Source organism: Pseudomaricurvus sp., from assembly GCF_965662505.1.
GTDB lineage: Bacteria > Pseudomonadota > Gammaproteobacteria > Pseudomonadales > Cellvibrionaceae > Pseudomaricurvus.
The window spans coordinates 39,603-63,957 of the sequence record NZ_CBFIHX010000003.1 but is presented as its reverse complement, the minus strand read 5'-3'; the positions used below and the strand labels follow the sequence as shown (position 1 = coordinate 63,957).

21 protein-coding genes and 1 pseudogene are annotated in these 24,355 nt (G+C 51.6%); 10 read left to right on the top strand and 12 right to left on the bottom strand.

Annotation, left to right across the window (positions count from 1 at the left end; translation table 11 throughout):
• The first annotated feature begins 335 nt into the window (after positions 1-335).
• A complete protein-coding gene (locus ACTG33_RS00935) occupies positions 336-1,250 on the top strand; it encodes an alpha/beta hydrolase family protein (RefSeq protein ID WP_439133283.1) in 915 nt (304 codons plus the stop codon).
• A gap of 167 nt (positions 1,251-1,417) precedes the next feature.
• On the opposite strand, the gene ACTG33_RS00930 is transcribed toward ACTG33_RS00935, so the two are convergent.
• The 6 genes from ACTG33_RS00930 to ACTG33_RS00905 form a co-directional block, all read right to left on the bottom strand.
• Positions 1,418-3,364, bottom strand: coding sequence for a sensor domain-containing diguanylate cyclase (locus ACTG33_RS00930; RefSeq protein ID WP_439133282.1), 1,947 nt, complete (start codon positions 3,362-3,364; stop codon positions 1,418-1,420).
• Positions 3,365-3,686: 322 nt separating this feature from the next.
• Entirely contained in the window at positions 3,687-4,511 is an 825-nt protein-coding gene (locus ACTG33_RS00925; protein ID WP_439133281.1) for a formylglycine-generating enzyme family protein, read from the bottom strand.
• Positions 4,512-4,597: 86 nt separating this feature from the next.
• Positions 4,598-5,263: an SGNH/GDSL hydrolase family protein gene (locus tag ACTG33_RS00920; protein WP_439133280.1), complete on the bottom strand. Its 666-nt coding sequence runs from the start codon at positions 5,261-5,263 to the stop codon at positions 4,598-4,600.
• Positions 5,264-5,511: 248 nt separating this feature from the next.
• Positions 5,512-7,137 (bottom strand): apolipoprotein N-acyltransferase, encoded by a 1,626-nt coding sequence (gene lnt / locus ACTG33_RS00915; protein WP_439133279.1) that lies wholly within the window; start codon positions 7,135-7,137, stop codon positions 5,512-5,514.
• The gene (locus ACTG33_RS00910) at positions 7,127-7,858 is read right to left on the bottom strand and encodes a lipase secretion chaperone (protein WP_439133278.1); all 732 of its coding nucleotides are present in this window, start codon (positions 7,856-7,858) and stop codon (positions 7,127-7,129) included. Before ACTG33_RS00910 ends, lnt begins: the two co-directional genes overlap by 11 nt.
• Positions 7,859-7,865: 7 nt before the next feature.
• Positions 7,866-8,819 (bottom strand): lipase secretion chaperone, encoded by a 954-nt coding sequence (locus ACTG33_RS00905; protein ID WP_439133277.1) that lies wholly within the window; start codon positions 8,817-8,819, stop codon positions 7,866-7,868.
• A gap of 398 nt (positions 8,820-9,217) precedes the next feature.
• Here ACTG33_RS00905 and ACTG33_RS00900 point away from each other — a divergent pair, with 398 nt between their 5' ends.
• Positions 9,218-10,315 carry a helix-turn-helix domain-containing protein gene (locus tag ACTG33_RS00900; RefSeq protein WP_439133276.1) on the top strand — a complete coding sequence of 366 codons (1,098 nt, stop codon included), beginning with the start codon at positions 9,218-9,220 and terminating at the stop codon, positions 10,313-10,315.
• Between the two features lie 209 nt (positions 10,316-10,524).
• Positions 10,525-11,535, top strand: a complete 1,011-nt coding sequence (gene fbp, locus ACTG33_RS00895; RefSeq protein ID WP_439133275.1) for a class 1 fructose-bisphosphatase — start codon at positions 10,525-10,527, stop codon at positions 11,533-11,535.
• A gap of 96 nt (positions 11,536-11,631) precedes the next feature.
• Here the strand turns inward: fbp and ACTG33_RS00890 are convergent, their stop codons facing one another.
• The gene (locus tag ACTG33_RS00890) at positions 11,632-11,943 is read right to left on the bottom strand and encodes a c-type cytochrome (RefSeq protein ID WP_439133274.1); all 312 of its coding nucleotides are present in this window, start codon (positions 11,941-11,943) and stop codon (positions 11,632-11,634) included.
• A 123-nt stretch (positions 11,944-12,066) separates the two neighbouring features.
• Here ACTG33_RS00890 and ACTG33_RS00885 point away from each other — a divergent pair, with 123 nt between their 5' ends.
• Together ACTG33_RS00885 and ACTG33_RS00880 are read left to right on the top strand one after the other, a co-directional pair.
• On the top strand, positions 12,067-12,537 hold the full coding sequence (locus ACTG33_RS00885; RefSeq protein ID WP_439133273.1) for an FAD-binding oxidoreductase: 471 nt from the start codon (positions 12,067-12,069) through the stop codon (positions 12,535-12,537).
• Positions 12,538-12,591: 54 nt separating this feature from the next.
• A complete protein-coding gene (locus ACTG33_RS00880) occupies positions 12,592-13,005 on the top strand; it encodes an acyl-CoA thioesterase (protein ID WP_439133272.1) in 414 nt (137 codons plus the stop codon).
• Positions 13,006-13,062: 57 nt separating this feature from the next.
• On the opposite strand, the gene ACTG33_RS00875 is transcribed toward ACTG33_RS00880, so the two are convergent.
• From ACTG33_RS00875 to pomA, 5 genes and pseudogenes are all read right to left on the bottom strand, one after another.
• Entirely contained in the window at positions 13,063-13,893 is an 831-nt protein-coding gene (locus ACTG33_RS00875) for a hypothetical protein (RefSeq protein ID WP_439133271.1), read from the bottom strand.
• A gap of 25 nt (positions 13,894-13,918) precedes the next feature.
• Entirely contained in the window at positions 13,919-14,659 is a 741-nt protein-coding gene (locus ACTG33_RS00870; protein WP_439133270.1) for a TetR/AcrR family transcriptional regulator, read from the bottom strand.
• A gap of 211 nt (positions 14,660-14,870) precedes the next feature.
• Positions 14,871-15,428: an HNH endonuclease gene (locus ACTG33_RS00865; protein ID WP_439133287.1), complete on the bottom strand. Its 558-nt coding sequence runs from the start codon at positions 15,426-15,428 to the stop codon at positions 14,871-14,873.
• 691 nt (positions 15,429-16,119) lie between these two features.
• On the bottom strand, positions 16,120-17,097 hold the full coding sequence (locus ACTG33_RS00860; RefSeq protein WP_439133286.1) for a flagellar motor protein MotB: 978 nt from the start codon (positions 17,095-17,097) through the stop codon (positions 16,120-16,122).
• Positions 17,098-17,102: 5 nt separating this feature from the next.
• A pseudogene (gene pomA / locus ACTG33_RS00855) lies at positions 17,103-17,863 on the bottom strand (flagellar motor protein PomA).
• A 293-nt stretch (positions 17,864-18,156) separates the two neighbouring features.
• Between pomA and ACTG33_RS00850 the strand changes: the two are divergent.
• The 5 genes from ACTG33_RS00850 to ACTG33_RS00830 all read left to right on the top strand — a co-directional run bounded on the left by ACTG33_RS00850 (position 18,157) and on the right by ACTG33_RS00830 (position 24,241).
• Positions 18,157-18,399, top strand: a complete 243-nt coding sequence (locus ACTG33_RS00850) for an exodeoxyribonuclease VII small subunit (protein WP_439133269.1) — start codon at positions 18,157-18,159, stop codon at positions 18,397-18,399.
• A gap of 9 nt (positions 18,400-18,408) precedes the next feature.
• Entirely contained in the window at positions 18,409-19,317 is a 909-nt protein-coding gene (gene ispA, locus ACTG33_RS00845; RefSeq protein ID WP_439133285.1) for a (2E,6E)-farnesyl diphosphate synthase, read from the top strand.
• 216 nt (positions 19,318-19,533) lie between these two features.
• Positions 19,534-21,450, top strand: coding sequence for a 1-deoxy-D-xylulose-5-phosphate synthase (dxs, locus tag ACTG33_RS00840; RefSeq protein WP_439133268.1), 1,917 nt, complete (start codon positions 19,534-19,536; stop codon positions 21,448-21,450).
• A 105-nt stretch (positions 21,451-21,555) separates the two neighbouring features.
• Positions 21,556-22,437, top strand: coding sequence for a 50S ribosomal protein L11 methyltransferase (gene prmA, locus ACTG33_RS00835; RefSeq protein ID WP_439133267.1), 882 nt, complete (start codon positions 21,556-21,558; stop codon positions 22,435-22,437).
• A gap of 172 nt (positions 22,438-22,609) precedes the next feature.
• Positions 22,610-24,241 (top strand): DUF3426 domain-containing protein, encoded by a 1,632-nt coding sequence (locus ACTG33_RS00830; protein ID WP_439133266.1) that lies wholly within the window; start codon positions 22,610-22,612, stop codon positions 24,239-24,241.
• Positions 24,242-24,355: the final 114 nt, after the last annotated feature.

The window sequence follows — 24,355 nt, the reverse complement described above, 5'->3', positions numbered from 1 at the left end:
AAAACCCTTCCGTAAATCGACTAAAAATAAAAACAGTTCACACCATTAAGACAGAATGTCATTCATGGAAACATATCTCATGCTGTTGTATGAAAAAGCCACTCACTTTCATTGCCCGACCCCATATCCCCTGATAACTTCACCTTGCACACATCAACAAAGTGTGCTCAGCACTTGAAACACCCGATAACAATAAAACGGGTTTATCGAGTCACTTAAATAACAATAATTTTAGTAAGAGAAGTTCTGAGTAACTTCGCGGGCAATATCCATAAGGATATCCGTCCAAGTTAATTGTCAGGCCTCTTACGTAACTCAACTCGGATGAAAACTCTATGAAAAACTCCTTCCTCCATAAGCTGTTAACTGGCGCGAGCGCCATTCTTTTGTCTGCGAGTGCATTTGCCTCGACCGGCGGCGGCGGCTCGACCCCAGGGCCATCAGATCCTTGTACAAACTGTACTCGCGGCCCTAATCCCACCGTAAGCTCACTGGAAGCTAACAGCGGACCATACAACGTCAGCACCCGTAACGTCTCTTCTTTTGTCAGCGGATTTGGCGGCGGCACCATCCACTACCCAACTAATACTTCAGGTCAGATGGGTGCTATTGCCGTTATTCCTGGCTATGTGTCTTATGAGAGCAGTATCGAGTGGTGGGGACCACGTCTGGCTTCTCACGGCTTTGTTGTGATCACAATCGATACAAACAGCATCTATGACCAACCTGACAGCCGTGCCAATCAGATCAGTGCCGCTCTGGATTACGTTATTGACCAAAGTAATTCCAGCAGCAGCCCAATCAGCGGCATGGTTGATAGCGAACGCCTTGGTGCAATTGGCTGGTCTATGGGGGGCGGCGGTTCACTGAAACTGGCCACCGATCGTGACCTGAATGCAATCATCCCACAAGCACCTTACTACAGCGGTTCAAACGACTTTGACGACATTCTCACTCCAACCCTGATTCTGGCCTGTGAAAATGATGCTGTAGCGGCTGTTGGTCTTCACGCGTCTCCGTTCTATAACGACGTACCGAATAGCACACCAAAAGCGTTTCTGGAAATTAACAATGGCGACCACTTCTGTGCAAACTCTGGCGAGTCTGATGAAGACATTCTGGGTAAATACGGCATTGCCTGGATGAAGCGTTTCATCGATTTCGATTATCGCTACGATCAGTTCCTGTGCGGTCCAAATCACGAGTCTGATTACAACATCTCCGAATACCGCGAGAACTGTAACTACTGATACTGCGATGTTGAAGTAGACTCTTTAGAATCAAAAACGGCAGCCATTGGCTGCCGTTTTTGTTTCTGAATCGATGTCTTTAAGTTGTTTTTATACTGACTGTGCTCTGACTTACAACTCGACTCGTACTGCCGAATTAACTGCTCAACAGCTTAAAAGAAACACCTTTAAGGAAGAACGGAATCCTCGGCGGGAATTGCAGAATACACAACCACCTTATTTCTCCCATTGGATTTGGCCTGATATAGCGCTTTGTCAGCCTCTTCAATCAGTTCACTGTAATCATTTTCCGACTCTGGAACCCAGGCTGCCACACCGACACTGATGGTCAGTGATAATTCTACGTCCGATGTGACAATCGACATAGTCTCTATAATAGTTCTGCCTCTTTCAGCCACGATTTCCGCCTGACTGGCAGAGGTCGACGGCAACAGATACACAAACTCTTCTCCACCATAGCGAGCCAGGATGTCTCCGGCCCGACTCACCACGCCCCCCAGAGCTTCAGCCACCCGACGGATGCATTCATCCCCCACACTGTGACCATGAGTATCATTCACAGCTTTAAAGTGATCAATGTCTAACAACACAATCGCAAGAGGCTCCCGGCTACGATAAGCCCGACGGCACTCTTGTATCACCATTTCATCAAAGCAACGACGGTTACTGAGCTTACTGAGTGAGTCGGTCATGGATATGCGCAACAGATTCGTATTGGCCTCCTCCAGCTGCTCCATAGCCTCTTCATATTGACGAGTCCGGAGTGCCACCTGAGTTTCCAACTCTTCGGTTTGCCCTTGTTGCAGCTCCAGAGTTTTTCTCTGTGCTTCCAGCCTTTGACTGCGCTCCTGGCTCACCCGCACAGCCAGATTTAACGCCTCCCCTTGCGCCACTTCTTTCTTGTGCCGATCCTGGTATATACGATAAGCCAATGCAAATGATAAAAGAATCAGCTCCACGACCATACCAACTATCTGTGCATACGCCGTGAAGTAGTTGAAAGGCAGAACGCCTTCCAGCATTAAGGAAAACACCAGGGTCCCCAAAATCAAAGCTAACCAGGCAACACCAAAGATCATCGCGGGAATGCTTCTTTTACACGCGAGATAAGCCGCTACAGCAATACCCACAACGCATGACGCTATCGACAATATACCCAACGCGGAAAACAGGAATCGACTATAAGAAAAGCTAAAACATACCGCAAACACCAACCAAATCGCGAGGAACGCTGTATTGCTGTGGAGTATGATTCCACCGTAGCGGTGTAATTCGAGAAAGTGACGCAAAAACAACGTCGCCATAAAAAAAGATAACGCAGCAAACGTTAACAAACCGTAGTCCGTAAGCCATTGATACCCCGGCCACAAATAATAGGGGCCGATCCCCGTCATCGCCTCCAGATAGAGAGAAGCACAGGCGATATAGGCGGTGTAATAAAGGTAGGCGTAATCTTTGAGAAAAATAAACAAGCTTAAATTGTATAAGCTCATGATCATCAGGGTGCCCAGAACCAAGCCAAGGACCAACAAATCAAAATCGCTGAGGACTTCAAACTCGTGCTCTTCGATTAGTTGTAGCGGGACGGCCACCAAATTAGGAGCCTGAATCTCCACCAATACCTGCAGGGGCTCTCCTAGCTCAAGCTGTAAAGGAAAGGCCGGGTGCCGGTCCTGCTTGTAACGCTCTTTGTTGGGGTATTTCAGCCCCACGGCACGGCTTTCCCAGCGCTCACCGGTCACCTTGTTATAGGTATAAACTTTAACGTGATTGAGTGTCGCCAGCTGCAGAGAAAGCAGCCAGCGCTCATCCTGCTTAAGGTTTTCCGCATTGACCACAAAACTGAGCCACAAGGACTCATCATTTTTAACGCTTCTGCTTTCTTTTCCCGTATAAGGCTGCCAATGACTAACTAGTGAAGGGCTTTCAACCGCGGCTGAGCGCTGCTGCCGTTTAGTGATGCTGTAACGTAAAGCTTCTATACGGTGAGAGGCTTCTCCTTCAGCCAACACCACATCCGGTATTTCCCGGACAGAATTATCAGCGACAGAAGCCGTTATCCCCATAAGACAGAGAAGCAGGAAGGCAATCAGGTTGCGCGGTAAAGCTACCATGCAAATTCACTCACTTAAGCAATAACCGCAATCAATGGTTCGCGGTTAAGTTTCTATTCCTTTTGTTACACGTGCAAAACAAGCCAAAAGCCACACGCAAATCAGGGAAAACCCTGACAAAAAGTCCTTTAATGAGGGAGCTCATGGCGCGAAAAGCAACACCAACCCTAATACAAAAGAATAAGAGCCACGGTTTCAAATGTCTATATGTTCGGGAACACTTAGAAGAAATCGCCGGCTAAAATGAAACGCCTAAAGTGAATAATAGAACAACTGAAGTGTGAGGCAGACACTCCGACGACGCCGGAGTATCTGCCTTGGGCTACGCAGGCGGGGCCGCCACCCTAACCAAACGAAATCCACCGATATTTCTAAACGCTTTCAGACGGTTCGCCGAGCGTGAAAATGTTGGGTAAAACCGCCAGCTTCCGCCTCTCAGCACTATATACTGAGCAGATTGCGGCCCTTTCGGGTCAACGGCACTGCCTGACGAATAGGGGCCATACCAATCCTCGCAGAGCTCCCAAACATTGCCGTGCATATCGTGCAGCCCCCACCCATTAGGAGGATAACTCCCTACCGCAACAGGCCCCTGGCTCCGCTCGAACAGCTCACACCCCTTCCGCACCGCTTTGCCATTGGTGTTTGCCTGCGACTCAGATAAACAATCACCCGTATTAAATGGACTGCTTGTGCCCGCTCTGGCGGCATACTCCCACTCTGCTTCAGTGGGCAATCGATAGCTTGCCTTAGGGTCCAGTTGATTCAACTTGTCGATAAAGACCTGGATCATTTCATAGTTCACCCGCTCTACCGGACAGTCAGGACCACACGAAGAAAAGGCTGACGGATTCACACCCATCAACGACAGCCACTGACCCTGTGTCACCTCCGTGGTCTGTAAATAGAAGGGCTGACTGATTGTCACCTCTCGACGTGCCTCATCGACATCAAAGTCAGGGTCGCTTGAGGGCGCCCCCTGTAGAAACGAACCCGCCTCTATTCTGACAAAGGTCATACCCAGTGAGTTTTTGTGCGATACCGGCGATGATGAGCCTGCAGGAGACGCCTGGGAGGTGAGAGCAATCACTGACACACACAGGACAATCCATTGCATCCAGCTGCGCCATAGACAAAGTGCCTTCATAATATCGGGATACCTCTTCAAATTACCCATAAAAAAAGCAGCATCAACCGATGCTGCTTCCATGAAAACGACAATTCTTCCGGGAATTAATCCAGTGCGTTCTCAATCAATGTCGCCAGTACTCTTGAGCCAGCAGCTGTTGGGTGGATACCGTCACTGGAAATATAAGCGCTTTCATTCCCAAGAAATGCATTGCGGGAATCGACAAACTTGATACCCATCGCTGGGTAGTTAGCGGCTTTATAGTCCATAGAAGCCTGATTCACTGCATCGTCTTCTGTACCCACATAGTAATAACCCAGGTATACGATTTCGGTAATACCATCATTGCGCATATCAGCAACCAGACCGGAGATGGTTTCTTCAATCGCGAACAGGACTTCCTGTGTACAGGCCTGGGTTGTGCAATCGCCACCATCGCCCAGTAAGAAATCGTTACCGCCACCGTTCATGATGACTGTTTCAATACCGCGCTTACTGGCATCATCGTACTGGTTAGGAACATTGTAACGGCTGCTACAAAGAATATTACCGCCGTTCATCTGACAGCCGCTGCGCGCATGGGTGTCGATACCTTCGTTGAGATCGTCTTCCAGGTAGGCATGGATATCCCCAGAGAGCGCAAAAATTGAATCACCAATAATCATTTTATCGGCATCAGATGATCCCGAAAGAGAACCGGCCGACACGCCAAATGAAAAACATGTAGCAGCCGTCAGAAGGGCCAGTTTTTTTATAAATTGGATCTGCATTTTATACTCCGTTTACGTCTATTTAATATCAATCACATCATCCAAGTGAGACAGATCACCTGAGAAAAGAAAAAGCACGTACTGTCTTTACAGAGGTGCTTTCCGACACGGAGTGTAAGGAGGTAAAGCAGAATGGTGTATGACATAAGTTTCCAGATAATAGTCAGAACGGCCACTCAAAACACAATACCCACCATGAGCAATAAGCTTGTACGAACCGGTAGCCCGACCCAAAAACCGGTCAACATTCAACCAAAACGCCGCCATAGCGCGATCAAAAAAAGCCCAAACAACACGGCGAACAGGGTGTTTGAAAACACAAATGGATGATGGCTAAAAAAGCTGCCGCTGCTTTCTTGGGAATATGGCACGTTGAGTACCGCTGCCATTTTCGTGTGATACGCCGTTTGCGCCACTAATCTCCCACTGGGGAGAACCAAACCTGATGGTCCATTATTGGTGACATGAACCATCGGCACACGATTCTCAACACTTCTCAATACTGACGAATTCATATGCTGATAAGGCTGCAAACTATCGCCGAACCATCCGTTATTCGACATGGCGACGATTACCTGACCCGACGTTCCTTCTGAAACAGCTTGAGCAGTAAACTGTGAGAACATCACCTCATAGCAAATCAAGGGAACCAGACTGACCTCACCCACCTGAAAAGAAACTGGCCCGTCGCCGGGTAAAAAATCGATAAAAAAACCGGACGCATTATCGTAAAACCATTGTTTGGCAGAAGACGCGTAGTCCAACAGGGGAACATATTCTCCAAAGGGTACCCGTTTAATTTTTCGGTAACGCGCGTCTAAATCTCCAGCAGCATTTAGAAATACAGCCGTATTGTGCATTTCACGCTCTAACCCTTGATCAATTTCTTCTGTATCCTGAAAAACCAATGGAATCCCTGATGCAGAGACTTGAGTCTCCAGTGCGTTGCGCACATGAGGGTATGAAAAATAGCCTTTGTATCGTGTTTCAGGCCAAACAATAAGGTCCACATTCTTTTCTATCAACTTCTCAGACAGCGCCATTTCCGGGGAATAAGCTCGGCTATAGCCAGGAGTTGGCGGCGGCAGAGATTCAGATGGCGTTTCATTCGGCTGTACAATACCCACCTGTTTGACCGGCCAACCCTCAACCTTCTGCTCCCAGCGATCAAGTGCCCACACACCATAACCGAGCCATACGGCCAACAAACAACAGACCGAAACCTGCACTGGGGTAGATACACTTTTTATCTGTCCAGACGAGCCCGTGCCATAACGCTTGTGCAGCAACATGAAAAAAAACACATTGATTAAGGCAATGACAAAATCCAGGCTTGCAACACCAAAAAACTCAGTCGCCTGCAGCGCTACAAGGAACTGACTCTGACTCTCGCCAAGTTGAACGGTAAACAGCATGGGGAAATAGCTATAGATTACAGCACAGAGCACTGGAAAGACGTACAACCCAGAGATACCAGAGTTGTGACAAATCCAGCGATACAGCATCATTAAGCAGGCCGGCAGCTGCGCACAACACACCCAGAAAACCACAGCCCCCGCAACAAGCCCAACACCGTCCAGACCCTTATACAATTCAATAAAATCAATAATCCAAAACGCTGCGGTTAGGTACATTACCAAACCAGAACACAAGCCCAGCGCATAGGCCTTAGCAGGAGAAGCCTCTCTTGCAACCCAAAGCAGAGGAACAAATGCAATCCAGGTCAGCAGGTATAATGAAGGGTAGTTATACGGCAGCGCCAGAAGGAACCCCGTCAGCACGGCCCCCAGAAAAGATTGAAGCCAACCGGGTACGACAGCAGAGACCCGCGCAGACTGTTTCACTTCAGAAGACTCTAGAACATCAGTACTCACCACGGGTCTCCTGGGCAACCGCCGGCCTGAATTCATTCATCAATTGATCTAATCTGTCTTTCCTTTCTTCCGATGTCAGGCTTTTGTCTGACATGATCTCCCATCGATCAAACATATACCAGGTTAACTTGTCGGACTTCTGAAACAGGCGATCACTGGCCACTTTCCCCATACAAGCTTCTCTGACCGCTATTTGCTCACTGTAATTTTTACGTTGAGCGGACAAATTATTCTTTTGTTTTGAAAATTTCTCATCCAGGATTTCTTTCTCTCGGTTATAGCACAAGTAACCCGGCAGGAGATTTGAAAGTGTTTCACCTCTTTTACCGGGCAAACTCTTCACCAACAAGAACTGAAGTCTTTCAACACTCTGATTAGGAAGATCCACATCAGAATCAGACATGGGCCTCGCGATCGCACTCAATAAATCCAGAAGCTCATCCGAGCTTAAAGATTCAACACCGCCTTCACCCTCACTAGGTAGGTCTCTGTCAAAAGTAAGCTTACTGAGCGATTTACTGACGCTATTAAAATTCGTATGCGTAGCATCGGGAGCAATCTCATCAAAAAAAACGCCATCATAATAGCGCTCACGATAAAACTCATTCGCACTGATTTGAATATGATCAGCCTCTACACTGCCAACAAAGTCATGAAAATTCACTAAAGCACTAACAATGAGCAAAGCAAACATCACGAAGAGAGAAATCAAATTTTTCATAATTAATCTACAGAACTGGAACCTGGAGGGATTCCATTTTTTCTCTCTCCTCCTCAGAAAAATAGGATTCCCACAATTTCATCACTTTCTCTTTCTGGACATCGGATAAACCGCCTTCTCCCGCACCCTCTACTAACTTTTCTTTATCACTGACAAATTTTTTGTACCGGCCATCCCAGCCATTGGCAGCCACAACATTATTGACATATTTCGCGGCAATCTCCGCCTTCTGCTTCTGACGCTCTTCACTCGTCAGGTCTTTATTGGAGGCCAACTCAAAATTATCCCGCATAAACTCGCTTTCGGCATCGGACTGTGAAAACAGCTTTTCTGCTACGTCGGAACCCAAGTAGGACTCTCTCAATGCGTCAATACTCTCTTTTCGCGCGTCATAGTCCTGAACCAGGTGGTTGTCCTGATTGAGTTTTTCATATTCGTCTTTGGCTTTCAGGTATTCATAATAATTACCTACCACCAGAGCCACCTGACTTCCCGCCTTGCCGGGCATTGCCACCTGAATCAGGTCTTTGAGTTGCGCCAGAGACAGGGTATCCATATCCAGCCCCTGCTGACCCAGAGCTTCATTTAGGGCGAGCATGGCATCATGATCAAGAATGACGTTTCCATTTTCATCCACACGAACTTTCTGAGTCGCCTCAAAGATTCCTTCCGCATCAAAAATTGGATTCTCTGAAGTAACTTGATCTTGAGTATCATTCGACTGAGCACCGGACCGGACGCCTGAATCAACCTCGGTTTGTGAGGCCGTCGACATATTATTTTTTGTATCGTCCTTATAAATGTTATAACGAACTTCTGATGGCTCTCGATCTGAGGCCAACACGGGCGTCGGCTTCACCGCAACAGGTTGCATTTCGGCCAGTAAGATTGCACCGGCGAAGGCCGCAACCACAACACCCACAGAAGCAAGAACGATCGCTATAATTTTTTTATTATTCACTGGAGCACCCATATGTAAATCATCAATTGATCTGATTTCTAACACCTAACCTGTAGAAATCAGGCCTCCAATTTAAAAACCCCCGCACATTACCGCAATAACCAGCACCCGCCCTCTCATAATATTGTATGAAATGCGCTTGTCCGTCTGACAGGCCTCAGCCTATCATTAACACTATGCACAACAGCACTTATTCAGTGTTCAATGCCAGCTAAAATGCCTCCCTCTCACACAGAGTAAGATAGGCAACAAACAATAATAAATGCGTACCAAGTCCCAATAAAAGATTAGCCACATTAACGGTAAGACTTCAATTTCAGCCAGATAATAACGCTTTTACAACACCCTATTTTCTGTGTCTGACCTTACTCATCTAACTCAAATAATACGGTAGAACAATGGACGTACACTCAAAAGTCATTCCCTTTGAGCTGCATCCAATGGGATTTATTGAGGTATTCACCCGACTGGGCGCCAACACCGAACTACTGCTAAAAGACACGGGCATCCATCGCAGTTTCTTTGGTCGCCGTGGCGACAAAATATCCTACACTCAACAAACCCAACTGTTGAAGAATGGCATCCGGCTCTGCAACACACCAGGCTTGGGCCTGCTGACGGGAATGAAAATGGATTGGGGCTACAACGGCTCAGTTGGCTCAGTGGTCACCTGCAGTCCCAGCCTGAAAAATGCAGGCGCCGCCATGCGCCGCTTTTTACCCATCGCTCAGCCTCACTACAATATGCTGGCAGGGCAGCCCAGTGTCTACGTCGACAAAGACGGGATTATGATCAATCCTCTGCGCATTCTTGCCCCCAAGCATAACCACCCGGAGCTGGATCTGTTTGAAATCGAATATCGTCTGGCAGTCACTCTCAGAATCTACGACCTGTGTGGCAACAAGCAGGTCGACAACACGGAGGTCAACGCACTACTGGCCTACCCTAAACCGGCACACGCTTACCTGTATGACAACCTGCCTTGCAACAAGGTCACCTTTGGCGCCAAACAGTCCGCCGTCTCCTGCCACTACCAATTCCTCATTGAACCCTGGCGGGAATTGCGCTCAGCCACTTACAAACGCATTATTGAGCAGTGTGAAAACGAACTTAATACCTCACACCTGAATGTCAGCGTAGCGTCCAAAGTTCGCTGGCACATCAGCTACCACTTCAATGAACAGGTCACTCTCGAGCAAATTTCCGAACAACTGGGGCTAAGCCCCCGGGCTCTGACCCGCAAACTGGCCAATGAAAATACCAATTTCCGCCATATTGTTCACCAGGTGAGGATGGAGCTCACCGCGCTTCACCTTCAGGCGTCCTCCCTCAGCGTGGATGAAGTGGCCGAACTGATGGGGTTTTCCAGCTCATCCAGCCTGAGGCGAGCCATCAAAAACTGGAGTGGCAAGACCGCAGGTGCGCTGCGGGAAGACCGCACCATCTCGCCGACTCCCGGCGCCGTCTTTGAAGATTCCCGCGCCCTTCCCGCCTGATCCCTACCTCGGCTTTCCGGCTTCCTGACGTCCAGACTCCAATCGGGGCCTGTTCACACAAGCAACAACTGTCGTGTTCTGGACGAGCAAACTCGAGCGGTTTTCCGGATTAAGCGTTGACAAACCGTACTCAAACGGGACACTAGGAGCTATAAACAGGCCTTTTTGGCCTTTGTCGTTACTTTATTATTGGACGGAATCTATCCCCTATGGAAATGACCAAAACCCTCGGTGAATTTATTATCGACTGCCAGGCCGAGCACCCGCAGGCTACCGGCGCCCTGACTTCTATTTTTTCTTCTATTCGTCTGGCCGCCAAAGTGCTGCATCGCGAAATCAACAAAGCGGGTCTGGTCGATATTACCGGCGCCATGGGTTCTGAGAACGTTCAAGGCGAAGAACAACAAAAACTGGATGTCTACGCCAACGAGAAGTTCAAGACGGCCCTGGCCGCTCGCGGTGTCGTCTGCGGCATCGCCTCGGAAGAAGAGGACAAATACGTCAACTTTGAAGAGGGCAACAGCCAGGAAGGCGAGTATGTGGTCTTGATGGATCCACTGGATGGCTCTTCCAATATTGACGTGAACGTCTCTGTGGGCACCATTTTCTCCATCTACCGCCGAGTCTCCCCTGTGGGAGAGCCGGTCACCCAGGCTGACTTTCTGCAACCGGGCCACAAACAGGTCGCTGCCGGCTATGTGATTTACGGTTCATCCACCATGCTGGTCTACACCACCGGTAACGGAGTGAACGGTTTTACACTGGATCCAAGTCTGGGCGTTTTTTGCCTGTCTCACCCGAACATGAAGATGCCCGAAGAGGGCAAGATCTATTCCGTCAACGAGGGTAATTACATCCACTTCCCTGCGGGCGTCAAAAAATACATTAAATACTGTCAGGAAGAAGATGACGCCACCCAGCGCCCTTACACGTCACGCTACATTGGCTCTCTGGTTTCCGACTTTCACCGCAACCTGATCAAAGGCGGGATTTACCTCTATCCCACGGCCCGTAACTACCCCAGTGGCAAATTGCGCCTGCTGTACGAGTGCAATCCCATTGCGTTTCTGGCAGAACAGGCGGGTGGTAAAGCCGTATGCAATCCAGACGAAGCCATTATGGACATCGCACCCGAGGAGCTGCATCAGCGCACGCCGTTTTTCGTAGGATCAAAGAAGATGGTGGAGAAAGTGGAAGAGTTTTTGGCGGCAGAACAGTAAACGTCTCAGCGATCCGGTCGCGCTAATCCATGAACCAATCAATGCAGCGGAAACTCCTGACCTCCGTCGCATTGACGTTCCCGATCCAACGTCGTCTTACAGGGAGCTGAAATACGCCGCCAGATCGGCAATATCTTCATCGCTCAGTGACGACGACATCCCCGCCATAATGGCAGCCTGGCCAGCTTTACGCTCACCGTTTCTGTAGGCTTTCAATGACAATTCCAGGTACTGCGCATTTTGACCGGCCAGATTCGGGTAAGTTGGGATCATCGCTTTTCCATCGACCCCATGGCATGAGGTGCAAACCACCGCTTTGGATTTACCCGCAGCAGCATCACCTGCAGCCTGGGTGGTAACAGACACACTCAATAACAGAGCAACAGATACACACAGACGTAACATCATCAGTTTTCTCCTAACGGGCTTCAATTTATAATTTCCAATTATACGCACGAACCCCGAGGCAATACGACCCAATGATGACCCTCCAAATGCATATTTCCAGACCGGTTTACCCTGCGATCCGTGATGCCTAAAAACGCCAGAACTCCGCCACGGCTTCTTACCGCTCTGCCGCTCTTGCTCACCGCTCTTCTGCTGGCAGAACCAACCCATGGTCAGGAAATCTCGCCGGAACCACCTCAGAACCTGTCTCTGCATCCCTTTACCAGTGACGGCTGCAGCATTTTTCCCAATGGCACACTGGAAGATCAGAAACTGTGGCTCACCTGCTGCCAAAAGCACGATTACGATTACTGGAAAGGTGGTACCGAAACAGAGAGGCTGGCCAGCGACGAGGCGCTTCGACAATGCGTGGTTGCCCTTGGCGAGCCTCGCATCGCCCAACTGATGCTCACCGGCGTACGCCTTGGCGGGAGCCCTTACCTGCCCACAAATTTTCGCTGGGGCTACGGCTGGCCCTATCTCCGAGGCTACAAAGCACTCACCTCAGACGAACAGGCCCAAGTGCACAAACTCAGCCAGGCCATTGAGTGGTAAGATGGGCCCCTTCTACACAAATCAGCAGACACGCAATACAACCGAGGAACTCACGTGGCAACACAACCAACCCCAAAGGCAACAACTGAAATTGAAACCATCACCCCACGTTTTTGCGAAACGGATGCCCTCGGTCATATCAACAACGTCAGCTATGCAGCCTGGCTGGAGCAGGGACGGATGAGCTACTTTATGGCCCATCTGGATAAAGACCGAAATCCGTTTATGATGGTCAAGATTGAAATCAACTACCGTAACGAGACCTTTCACGGCACCGATGTCGAAGTACACACCCACCTCGCCAGACTAGGCAACAGTTCGCTGACACTGTCGCAGAATATCTATCAGAGCGGCAACCATGTGGTCGAATCAGCAACCACACTGGTGAATTACGACTTCACCAATAAATGCAGCCTGCCTTTTAACGACGAACAACGAGCGCAGCTTAGTGCCTTGATGGGTAATTGATGGATAGCGCATTGACTGCTGGCAAACTGCTGGATGAATAAAAATACGCTGACACGGTCAGTGACGACTCTGATACACCCAATTGCGATGCATGTTGTCACACACCCACAGGTCGCGGCTGAGAGCCTGACACCACGACAAGTCCTCAGGCATAGCCTGATCGTAGCGGGGCTTTACTCCAAGGCTCTTCTTGTCGCGCTTGAGAAATTCAAACACGGTCTCCAAGCGAGCGGCAAAGCTTTGCTTCTGCCTCTTGGTGTCTTCCCAAATGTAATAGAATTTGCTGTAACTCATCGTCGACGCGCCCAGGCCAATGGCCAGCATCTTTTCAATATAATGTCGATAACTGGTCGACAGATACTGCTCTGGCGACTGCAAGCGGGAATCAAACTCCGGCAACCGCAGTCGGTTGGCAGCTGACAAGCTGTTACTTGCCAACTGGTGGTTCGGTCGATTGAGGACAAAGTGAAAGGTTTTTTCCTGGCAGCGGATTAACTCCCCAACCAATTGACAGCTGGCCTGATCCAGTGATTCAACCAAATGCTCTCTGGTGGAAACGGAAGTTTTCTTCTGTTTTTCTGAATGCGCCGGAGAGCGCTCTACGGCTTTCGTATCCTCAGCCGATGCGACTGAACTGACGGGGCTAATGGAGATTCCCTCACGGGCCGCCGGTCGCTTTAACAACAACCACTGGGTTTTGGGATCATTGCGACGAAAATCATTCAAAGCCGGCAGCGCAATGCCTTTCCCTCGTAGCTGACAGTAAACCTCTTCCAGCTCGGTTTGCGGCTGGCAACTCCAGGCCAGCGCCGGTAGCAAGAACCATACACCCACACAACGAAGGATATTACGAACACCGTAAAAGAATAAACGGTCTTGATTGTGCACAGTCACACCCAACTAAACACAGCGGCTAAACTTCTGGCAAACGCAACAGACCTTCTACCATCCGTCGCAAGGTCGACGCAGCCAGAGCCCACTGTTCGTCATCTCCGCCCACCAGCAGCAAATTGTATTCAAGATAAAACAAGGTACCCATCGTCACCTGTGCATCGGCAAGCGGACTGGGGGACCCCAACATCGCAAAAAAATCTCGAATCGCTTCCAACTGAAGCCGGTGGGGAACCGCCACCAATTTTGCCAATTCGGTATTTCGCAGAGCCTCATGACGGAAAGCCACTTCCACATGTCGCTCAGAGGCACTATCCACCTGAGACTTAACATGCGCCAACAGAACATCCACAATGCCCTGCCCCAGGCGCCGACGATTCTCTTCTGTCATATCTGTCGTGCCCGCGCCCAAATTCTCTCCGAGAATTGACTTCAGCAACTCAACGCCCTGTTCCTGCAATCGGGCAGAATCAGTACTTAAGTGGGTTTCAACATAATGAACAAACGCATCGTGCAACAGTGAATGAATATCATCGAAGTAATAGGTAGTCGCCGCCAAGGGGACTTCCGCCTCGGCGGCCACTGCCCGATGCTTAACACCGCGGACGCCATCTCGCTCAATCACCCTGAGCGCTGCCTCCAGAATAGCCTTGCGACGTATCCGGCTGTCACTGCGTAAGGCTGAACGTCCCTGATATTGAAGAATATCGTCAAAACGTCCTGCAGACGTCCGACCGGTTTTTTCTTCTGATTTGATTTGCACTGCAATCCCTTCTCAACGAGCCAGTTTTTTAGAAACTTGTTTTTTGTCAGCTTTACGCCTTTATTGTTCAGCCATCATAACGCAACCCGGACTGCTGGGTGAACACGAAGGACAGGATTATCAGAAATCCGGAGAAATAGAGAGGTAATGTCTGCCTGACTGTCAGGTCAGCAAACAAAAAGACCAAAAGTGAAGCGCGCAGGGTGCTATTTTAAAAATGAGACAAACGAGAGAATTGTGGCCGCAAATATTCCGCCTGATCTTCTCGGATACGACTGCCGTTAATCAGAGCCAGATATTCCGCCGCATTGGGACAATATGGTAACGCAATCAATTCCATATTGATCTCTTCAAGCAGCCAGCTGCCTTTGCGTTGATTGCAGCGTTTGCAGGCTGCCACGACGTTAATCCAGCGATCGCGACCACCGCGACTGCGAGGCTGAACATGATCACGCGATAATTCTTTCGCTGAGAAATAACGTCCGCAATACAAACACTGGTGGTTATCCCGCGCAAACAACGCCGGATTGCTCAGCGGCGGCACCTGACGCATCGGAGCCAAACGCCCACCCCCACACGCCAAAATGGCCGGCACTTCGATATAGCTTTGCCGTCCGGTCATCCGGGAACAACCACCGTAAATTTTTCGCACCACCCCGCCCAGACTCCAGGACACCAGATCACGGGCATAGAGACAAACCGCCACCTGCCAGTCAATCCACTCCAGTGGCTGCCCGGCAGCGTTTAATCTGAGAATACGCGCATCCATCATACTGTTCTCCACTCAGAGCGTATGAATAAATCAGGTGGGTTGCTAAAACACAGAGAGAAAGAGGAGCAGGCAAGGCTCAAAGGCTTGCAGCAGGGGTATCGACTCGAAAAAGCTGCGATACGAAGGAAGAAGACGTTATAACAGGTGAAGGCTGAACCTCCTCTGAAACGAACACACGGTTAAAAAGTAACCTTGCGAATCAGTATCCGACGGAGGGGGCGGGGAGTCAAGCTTATATCATCGCCCAAATCGATTAAATTGTGGCAAATAAACAACAGCTTTTTTACACAGAGATGACAAAACCACTGCAAGAAGAAACGACCGGAAAGGAAAGCCTATTGCCATGGCGGGCTCATCGCAAAACGCTCCCCCTAAAACGAAAAAACCCCGACAGCGTCCTGCCGTCGGGGCACATTCTCACAGGATTTTCTTACCCTAAGTCCTTCAATTTTCAGCAAATTCCCTAATCCGTGCTGATTTATTTCCTATTTCCCTATCGCGCTTCCTTACGCATGCATCCAATGCATGAGTAATAATAGCTGATCCCACCATTTAAAATAGTGGCGAATAACTGCAATGTGTGTGAGATATATCGCACACGGTGATGGCAATATCCTCATAGCGTTTTACACGGACGAAGCGACTCATTTTACTGAATCAATGTTTCCGTATTTTTTCAAAACATTTTCTAGAATATTTCGTCCGGCTTAAGCTCAAACAGGTAACCAGGATCCAGGTCCAGATCGCGCATAATATCCTGCCCTTGCTCTTGTAGCAGTTTAATATCCTGCTCCTCAAGCTCCTGATCCAATCCTTGCTGCACCACAATTTCTACGCGGCGATTGCGCGCGCGATTCTCCGCCGTGGAGTTATCCACTAACGCAATCGTATCCGCATGGCCCGACACGGTGAAGCGCCTCGGATTCATATCGCCTTTCATTAATTCCTGAGCAACGGTGACCGCGCGTGCCGATGACAATTCCCAGTTGGAACGGAAACGAGCGGTATAAATCGGCAGATTATCTGTGTGGCCTTCCACCAGAATCTTACCCTGTTTTTCCCGGAGCACTCCGCGCACTTCATCCAGCACATCATAGTAGCCTTCTTGCAAGTCAGCTGAGGCAGTTTCAAAAGAACCCTTTTCCCGAATTCTGATGATAATTTTTCGCCCGCGAGTTTCGACTTCCACTTCGCCATTTACGATTTGATCGTGCAGGGCGGTGGCAATGTCCGAAGCATCCTGTTGAGTTTCGGCAATCAGCTCTTCCAGCTTTTCTTTCACTCGAGCACGAACACCCGCCTCCAGATTTTTCTCGCCCTGCTCTACATCGAACTCCTCTGTACAATTTACTTCGAGAGAATTTTCTGTGAGGTTTTTGGTTTTTTGCCAAATTTCATTAACCGGCGTCGGCTCGGGAATGGACGGACTGAACTCCTGCGCAATCACACTGGTTCCTTTCGGCACATCCACCACATTCAACTGATTTTGCACTCCGAACGCTTGCGCCATGGAGCCGGCCAGACGTTTAAACTTCATTGCATCCATTTCGGAAAACGACAACAGCAACACAAAGAAGCACATCAACAGCGACATCAAATCCGCAAAGGTTGCCATCCAGGGCGGCAACCCTGCTGGACAATCACATTCTTGCTCTTCCTCAACCATCACAATCACTCTGCCTCAGCGAGCTCACGCTTGCCTTCCGGCAGATAGGTGCGCAGCATGGAATCAATGACTCGGGGGTTTTGTCCTCCTTGAATCGCCAGCAAAGCATCCAGCACCAGTTTCTTGATGGTGGCTTCTTCATTGGCCCGCAGTTTCAGCTTGTCCGCCATCGGCTCAAAAATAGCATTGGCCAGTACCGCACCGTACAACGTGGTCAACAGCGCAACGGCCATGGCTGGACCAATGGCCTTGGGGTCATCCATATTGCCAACATGGCCACCAAACCAATCAGGGTGCCGATCATACCCATGGCTGGAGCAACGGTGGCCAGCGAATAAAAAATACTGGCCGCCGTATTGTGCCGACTTTCTGCCAGCGTACGATCCTTGGAGACCATGGTCTTGACGACGTCCGGCTCATGCCCATCGACCAGCAGTTGAATGCCTTTTTGCAGGAACTCATTGCCCACTTCTTTGCCTTCAAGTGCCAGCAGCCCACCCTTTCGAGCAACATCAGACAACTCAACAATCTCATCGATCAGCTCAGCAGGATCCGTGACATTGGCAAAGAAACTTTTTGCTGCCACCTTGCCAGCCCCCAGAAACTGCCCTAATCCAAATTTGGCCATCACCGCAAACAGACTGCCGCCTATCACAATCACCAAGGAAGGGCCGTTGACGAACATCGTCACATCGCCATTCATCAACATGGCGGTGATAATCTGACCGATCGCCCCCAAACTTCCCACAATGGTTGCTAAATCCACAAATACCCCCGTAACACTCACTCAGTTGACCTGCGTGCATCACTGCACTCAGGCGCATGACAGGGACCAGAGAAAACCTCACCTGGTACCCGCTGAAAAGACATATCTTCCTTATCGGCCGGATTGGAAAAATCCCCACCCTTTCTTTTCTATCTCTTTTGTACGGTGCAACATTTCCCCATGAGTAACCTCTCACGTCACCCAGAGGTTGGTATTTACGGGCCTCCAGATTGACCTGATCAGCCCCCTTCGGTAGGGTTGCGCTTCTGTTTATCTTCCATGAGAACCGCACTGTGGCCGCCAAGAAAAAAGCCGTTGATTTCGAAACCTCCCTGCAACAGTTAGAAGCTCTGGTCACAGACATGGAGAAGGGCGACCTGAGTCTGGAAGAGTCTCTGAAAGCCTTTGAAGCGGGTATCAAGCTCACTCGCGAGTGCCAGACCCGCCTGTCTGAAGCCGAGCAAAAAGTACAACTATTGCTAGAGGAACAGGGACAGCTGGTGGCCCAGCCGTTTCCCGACGCCGATGAGCTGTGAGTGACGACCATGACATCTGTAACGAAGATCCCTCTGGCCGAGTTTCTGAGCGAAAGCCAAACTCGCATTGACCGCACACTCGATGCCGCACTCAGCTCTCTCACGACCGGCAGTGAACCTTCCCTGATCGAGGCCATGCGCTACAGCCTGCTCAACGGCGGCAAACGCATACGTCCGGTACTGGCTTACGCCAGCGCCAGAGCCGTGGGAGGCAGTTTTACCCCCGCCATTGATCAGGTAGCCTGCGCGCTGGAATGCATTCACGCCTACAGTCTGATTCACGACGACTTGCCCGCTATGGACGACGACGACCTGCGCCGCGGCAAACCCACCTGCCACATTGCCTTTAACGAAGCGACGGCCATTCTTGCGGGCGACGCGCTGCAGGCACAGGCCTTTCAAAGCCTGTCCAGCGCTCCGGCTCTCGACAGCGACACCCGCCTGCAACTGGTTCAGCAGCTGGCTCAGGCATCGGGCGCACAGGGTATGGTCGGCGGTCAGGCCATAGATCTGGCCTCGGTCAACAGCGCCCTCACCCTCGAACAACTGCAACACATGCACAACCTGAAGACCGGTGCCCTGATTGCCGCCAGCGTGATCATGGGAGCCACCGCCACCGGGCGCGCCAGTCCCGCGCATCTGGCGTCTCTGAAAACCTATGCCGACGCCATCGGTCTGGCGTTTCAGGTGCAGGATGACATCCTTGACGTCACTGCAGACACCGCAACCCTGGGCAAGCAGCAGGGCGCTGATATCGCACTCAACAAGCCGACCTATGTCTCTCTGCTAGGGCTGGAAGGAGCACAACAGAAAGCTCGCGACCTTCACCAGCAAGCCCTGACGGCGCTGGGCGACTTTGACGAACAGGCGGATACTCTGCGGGAACTGTCGGCCTACATAGTCGAGCGAGACAAATAAACCCACAGCCCTTCCTTCAGCCAGTCAACCAGTGCCGTCGTTAGCGCCCGCTTCTAGCTCTCCAGCTCAGCAAAGCAAGTTGCAATAGATGCCAAAAACAGGTCTTTTGGGGCCCTCGTGCCCCATGCGCCACGCCCATCGCAATAAAACTCCTATGCAAGGCCAGCCTATCCCCCTAAAATCCCCCTTTTAGACCAGAGCAATACAACAGCACTCATGTTTGATGAAATCCCACTGTCCCGTCCCCTGACCCCAATGCTGGATCAGGTGAACTCACCCGCCGAACTGCGCCAACTGGATGAAAAAGAGTTGCCGCAACTGGCGCGGGAGCTGCGGGAATACCTGCTCTACACCGTTGGCCAGACCGGCGGCCATTTCGGAGCCGGCTTGGGCGTGGTGGAACTGACAATCGCTCTGCACTACTGCTACAACACACCGGAAGACCGGCTGGTGTGGGACGTGGGTCATCAAACCTACCCCCACAAGATTCTGACCGGTCGCCGCGAACAGATGCACTCCATGCGTCAGGCCGGCGGTTTATCCGGCTTTCCCAAGCGCACCGAAAGCGAGTTCGACACCTTTGGTGTCGGCCATTCCAGTACCTCCATCAGCGCTGCGTTGGGCATGGCACTGGGGGCAGAAATGGATGATAGCGAGCGCAAGAGCGTCGCCATCATCGGCGATGGCGCCATGACCGCCGGCATGGCGTTTGAAGCTCTGACCCACGCCGCGCACACCGAAACCGATATGCTGGTGGTGCTCAACGACAACAACATGTCGATTTCGCGCAACGTCGGTGGACTGGCCAACTATTTCTCCAAAGTCTGGGCGAGCAAGCTGTACACCAACTTCCGCGAAGGCAGCAAAAAGGTGCTTTCGAAGATCCCTCAGGCTTGGGAATTGGCGCGTAAAACCGAAGAACACATGAAAGGCATGGTGTCACCGGGCACCCTGTTTGAAGAGCTGGGCTTTTATTACATCGGCCCAATCGACGGTCACGATCTCGACCGTCTGACCCACGACCTGACCAATCTGCGCAACCTGCCCGGCCCTAAACTGCTGCACATCATTACCCAAAAAGGCAAAGGCTTTTCACCGGCCGAAGCGGACCCGGTGGGCTATCACGCACTGAACAAAATTGAGCCCAAGCCCAAGGTTCAGGAAGCCGCCCCCGCCCCCAAAGCCCCGAAGAAAAAGAAGTATCAGGACATCTTTGGTGACTGGCTCTGCGATATGGCAGCACAGGACAGCAAGCTGGTCGGCATTACCCCTGCGATGTGCGAAGGCTCCGGCATGGTGGACTTTGCCAAACAATTCCCGGACCGTTTTTACGACGTCGCCATTGCCGAGCAACACGCCGTGACGCTGGGTGCCGGACTGGCCTGCGAAGGGCAAAAGCCGGTGGTGGCCATCTATTCCACGTTTTTACAGCGTGCCTACGACCAGCTAATCCACGATGTGGCCATTCAGAATCTGGACGTCACCTTCGCCATCGACCGCGCCGGTCTGGTGGGTGAGGACGGCCCAACCCACGCGGGAAGTTTCGATCTGAGCTTCCTGCGCTGTGTCCCCAATATGCTGATTGCGGCCCCCAGTGATGAAAACGAGTGTCGTCAGCTGCTGACCACCGCCTATGAATTTAACGGCCCCGGTGCGGTGCGCTATCCACGCGGTACCGGCCCCGGCTACCCGATAGATAAAGCCCTGACCGCGTTACCCATCGGCAAAGGCGCCCTCAAGCGCGAAGGCAAAAAAGTGGCCATTCTCAACTTCGGCACCTTGCTGCCTGCGGCTATCACTGCTGCCGAACAGCTCAACGCCAGTGTCTGTGACATGCGTTTCGTCAAACCACTGGACACCGCTCTGATTCAACAGATGGCCGATGAGCACGATCTGCTGGTGACGCTGGAAGAAAACACCGTCTCTGGCGGTGCAGGCAGTGCGGTAATGGAATGGCTGGCCGAACAGGGAATTACCACCCCCTTGCTACCACTGGGGCTGCCCGACACGTTCATCGATCACGGCAAGCACGATGTGTTGCTGGACGAAGCTGGACTCAGCGCCGACAAAATTCTGAAGCGCATTCAGGAACGCCTGATCCCGGCGAAAACCCGGGCATCAGCCGGTTCCTGATGCTGATCTGAAGAAACCTGCTACGGCCGCCGGCTCCTGATCCCAACGACAGACGCCGGCTAACACCAATACCCTCTTACCACTTCAACCGCTGCTGGAAGTCTTATGCCCTGGTTACAACTCCACGTGAATACTGACCGCGCCCACGCCGAAAACCTCGAAGATGCGTTGCTAGCGGCCGGTGCGGTATCGGTTACCCTGCAGGACAGAGCGGATCAACCTATTCTGGAGCCCGCTCTCGGCGAAACTCCGCTGTGGGACAACACTCTGATCACCGGTCTGTTTGATGCCGACATCGACACCAAAACCACAGCCGACAATGCAGCACAGGCTTTTGGCTCCGAGCTGCCAAGCCACCGCTGGGAATTGCTGGAGGACAAGGACTGGGAGCGGGAGTGGATGAAAAACTACCAACCCATCCACTGCGGTCACGATTTATGGATCTGCCCCAGCTGGATCGACACCCCCGATCCGCAGGCCACTAATTTGATGCTGGATCCGGGGCTCGCATTCGGCACCGGCACTCACCCCACCACATTTATGTGCCTGCAATGGCTGGCAGAACAAGGGCCGTTCAGCGGCGAAACCTTCGTCGATTACGGTTGCGGCTCTGGCATATTGGGCATGGCCGCCCTGTTGCTGGGCGGATCCCACGTCACCGGTACCGATATTGACCCGCAGGCTCTGCTGGCCACCCACGACAACGCCGATCGCAACCGCATTGCCCGCGACAACTTCCCGGTTTACCTGCCCAAAGACTGCCCGGAACTGCAGGTGGATGTCATGTTAGCCAACATTCTCGCAGGCCCTCTGGCAGAATTGGCACCCAACCTGAACGCACTGACACGCTCTGGCGGTAAATTGTGCCTGTCCGGGATCCTCGCCACTCAGGCAGAAACCGTAATGACAGCCTACCGCGACTGGTTCGATTTTGATCCGATTCGTCAGCAGGAGGAATGGGTCTGTCTGACCGCCACCAAACGCTAAATCAGGGGCGGAATTGCCGTTTGAAGAGACCGCTAACCTGCGCCTGCTCTGAGCGAGAGAAACTTGCGCCTCTTCAAACATCCAACATCTAACGCCAACCGCTTATTTACCCCCCTCGCGGGAACGACTAAACTCTCCCGCTACCGAAACGCTCCAGGGAATAACAGACGCCATGGCAGACAGGGTGACATGCTGCCCTCATTGCAGCACCTCCTTCCGCATTACCGACGCCCAGCTGCAAACAGCCAAGGGTGCGGTACGCTGTGGCTCATGCTTGCAAATTTTTCGTGCTAAAGAGCATCTTCTTCCTTTGCCGGAAGAACAAAACACCCCGTCAAACGAGCCGTCAGAAACCGCCGCCAACCCAGCGTCAGAGCCTGAGTCTCAACCGGAAAAGTCTGAAAACGAACCTGTAGCCCACGAAGAGCCGGAATCGGTCTCCGAGACAGAGCCCGCCAGCGCAAAGGAAAGCATCTTTTCCAGTGATGAGGATGACTCGGATCTCGACATCAGCAGCGCCAACTACAACCACTCCCTGTTTGACGATGAAAACAGCACTGACACTTCCGACGAAGACGACCTGACGGACGACTTTGACCTTGAAGATGACATGCTGATTTCAGATGACATGAATCAGGACAAGGCCGCCACAGGCTTCAGTCTGGGAGAGCTGAGTGATGATTTCCGCGGTGGCGACAGCTCCAGCTCAGCCAAGAGCTCACTGTTCGATCGCAAGCAAAAGAAAGCCAAAACGCTGGAATCCGAGGCATCCGACGACGAATCCTGGGCCGAACAACTGCTGCATGAGATGGAATCCGATGTCGACTCTGCACCTTCTGACCCTGCACCTTATGAAGAGCAGCCTGCGACAGAACAGGAAGCAGAATCCGACTTTTTCAAATCCTTTGGCGACCAGGCGCTGGATGATCTGGGCGGCGACTTGTCTGGCCAGAGCACGCTGGACTCAGAGTCCTCTGATCCGCTACTCACCGACACCTCGAAAACCCAGGATTATCACAGCGGTGAATATGACCGCATCTCGACAGGCAGTTTCAACGCCCTGGACGACGATACCCTCGACAGCGAACTGGGTGAATCCTTCTCTTCACGCCGCGAGCCACTGTTCAGCGTAACCGGTGAGCGGGACACAACTGATGATGCTGACAGCGAAAACGCTGACGACCGTGAAACCCAAAACGACACACCTCCGGATTATGCACTGGATGAGGCCTATCAGGACGAGCCGCAACAGAGTGAACACGACCTTCTGCTTCACGGTATCGCCCCCGCCCCGGTGGAAATGGACTGGCATGTCGAAAAGTCTCCCTGGCCCAAGCGCCTGCTGTGGGGCAGTTTGAGCCTGCTGGCCTGCCTGGGCATTGTGACTCAGCTGGCGTACTTTAAATTTGACGAATACAGCCGCACCGAACCCTGGCGACAGGGGTATGCCGCAATCTGCCCCATGCTCGGCTGCAGCTTGCCGTCACTGTCCGATCCGCGCCGCGTAAAAGCGTACAATCTGGTGGTACGGAGCAATCCCGAAACTCCAGGCACGCTCATCATCGACAGTATTCTGCTCAATACCGCCAATTTTGAGCAACCGTTCCCCGATTTCGCCCTCACGTTCAGCAATCTGCAGGGCAAACAGGTGGCGTTCCGCCGCTTTACCCCCAAAGAGTATCTGGGCGGAGAACTGGCCGGAGCTACCCGCATGCCCAGTGGGCAACCGGTTCACATCTCCTTGGAAGTGGTAGATCCAGGCCCGGATGCGGTCAACTACACCGCCACCATACCCAGCCACTGATTCGCAGATCCCGGGGCGCGGATAAGGACATTTAGCCCCATCTGTCAACGCCTATTTTTTCAGCAATCTGTGCAATTTGTGCTTCCAAAACCCCGCCCTTCGCAGGTATGATAC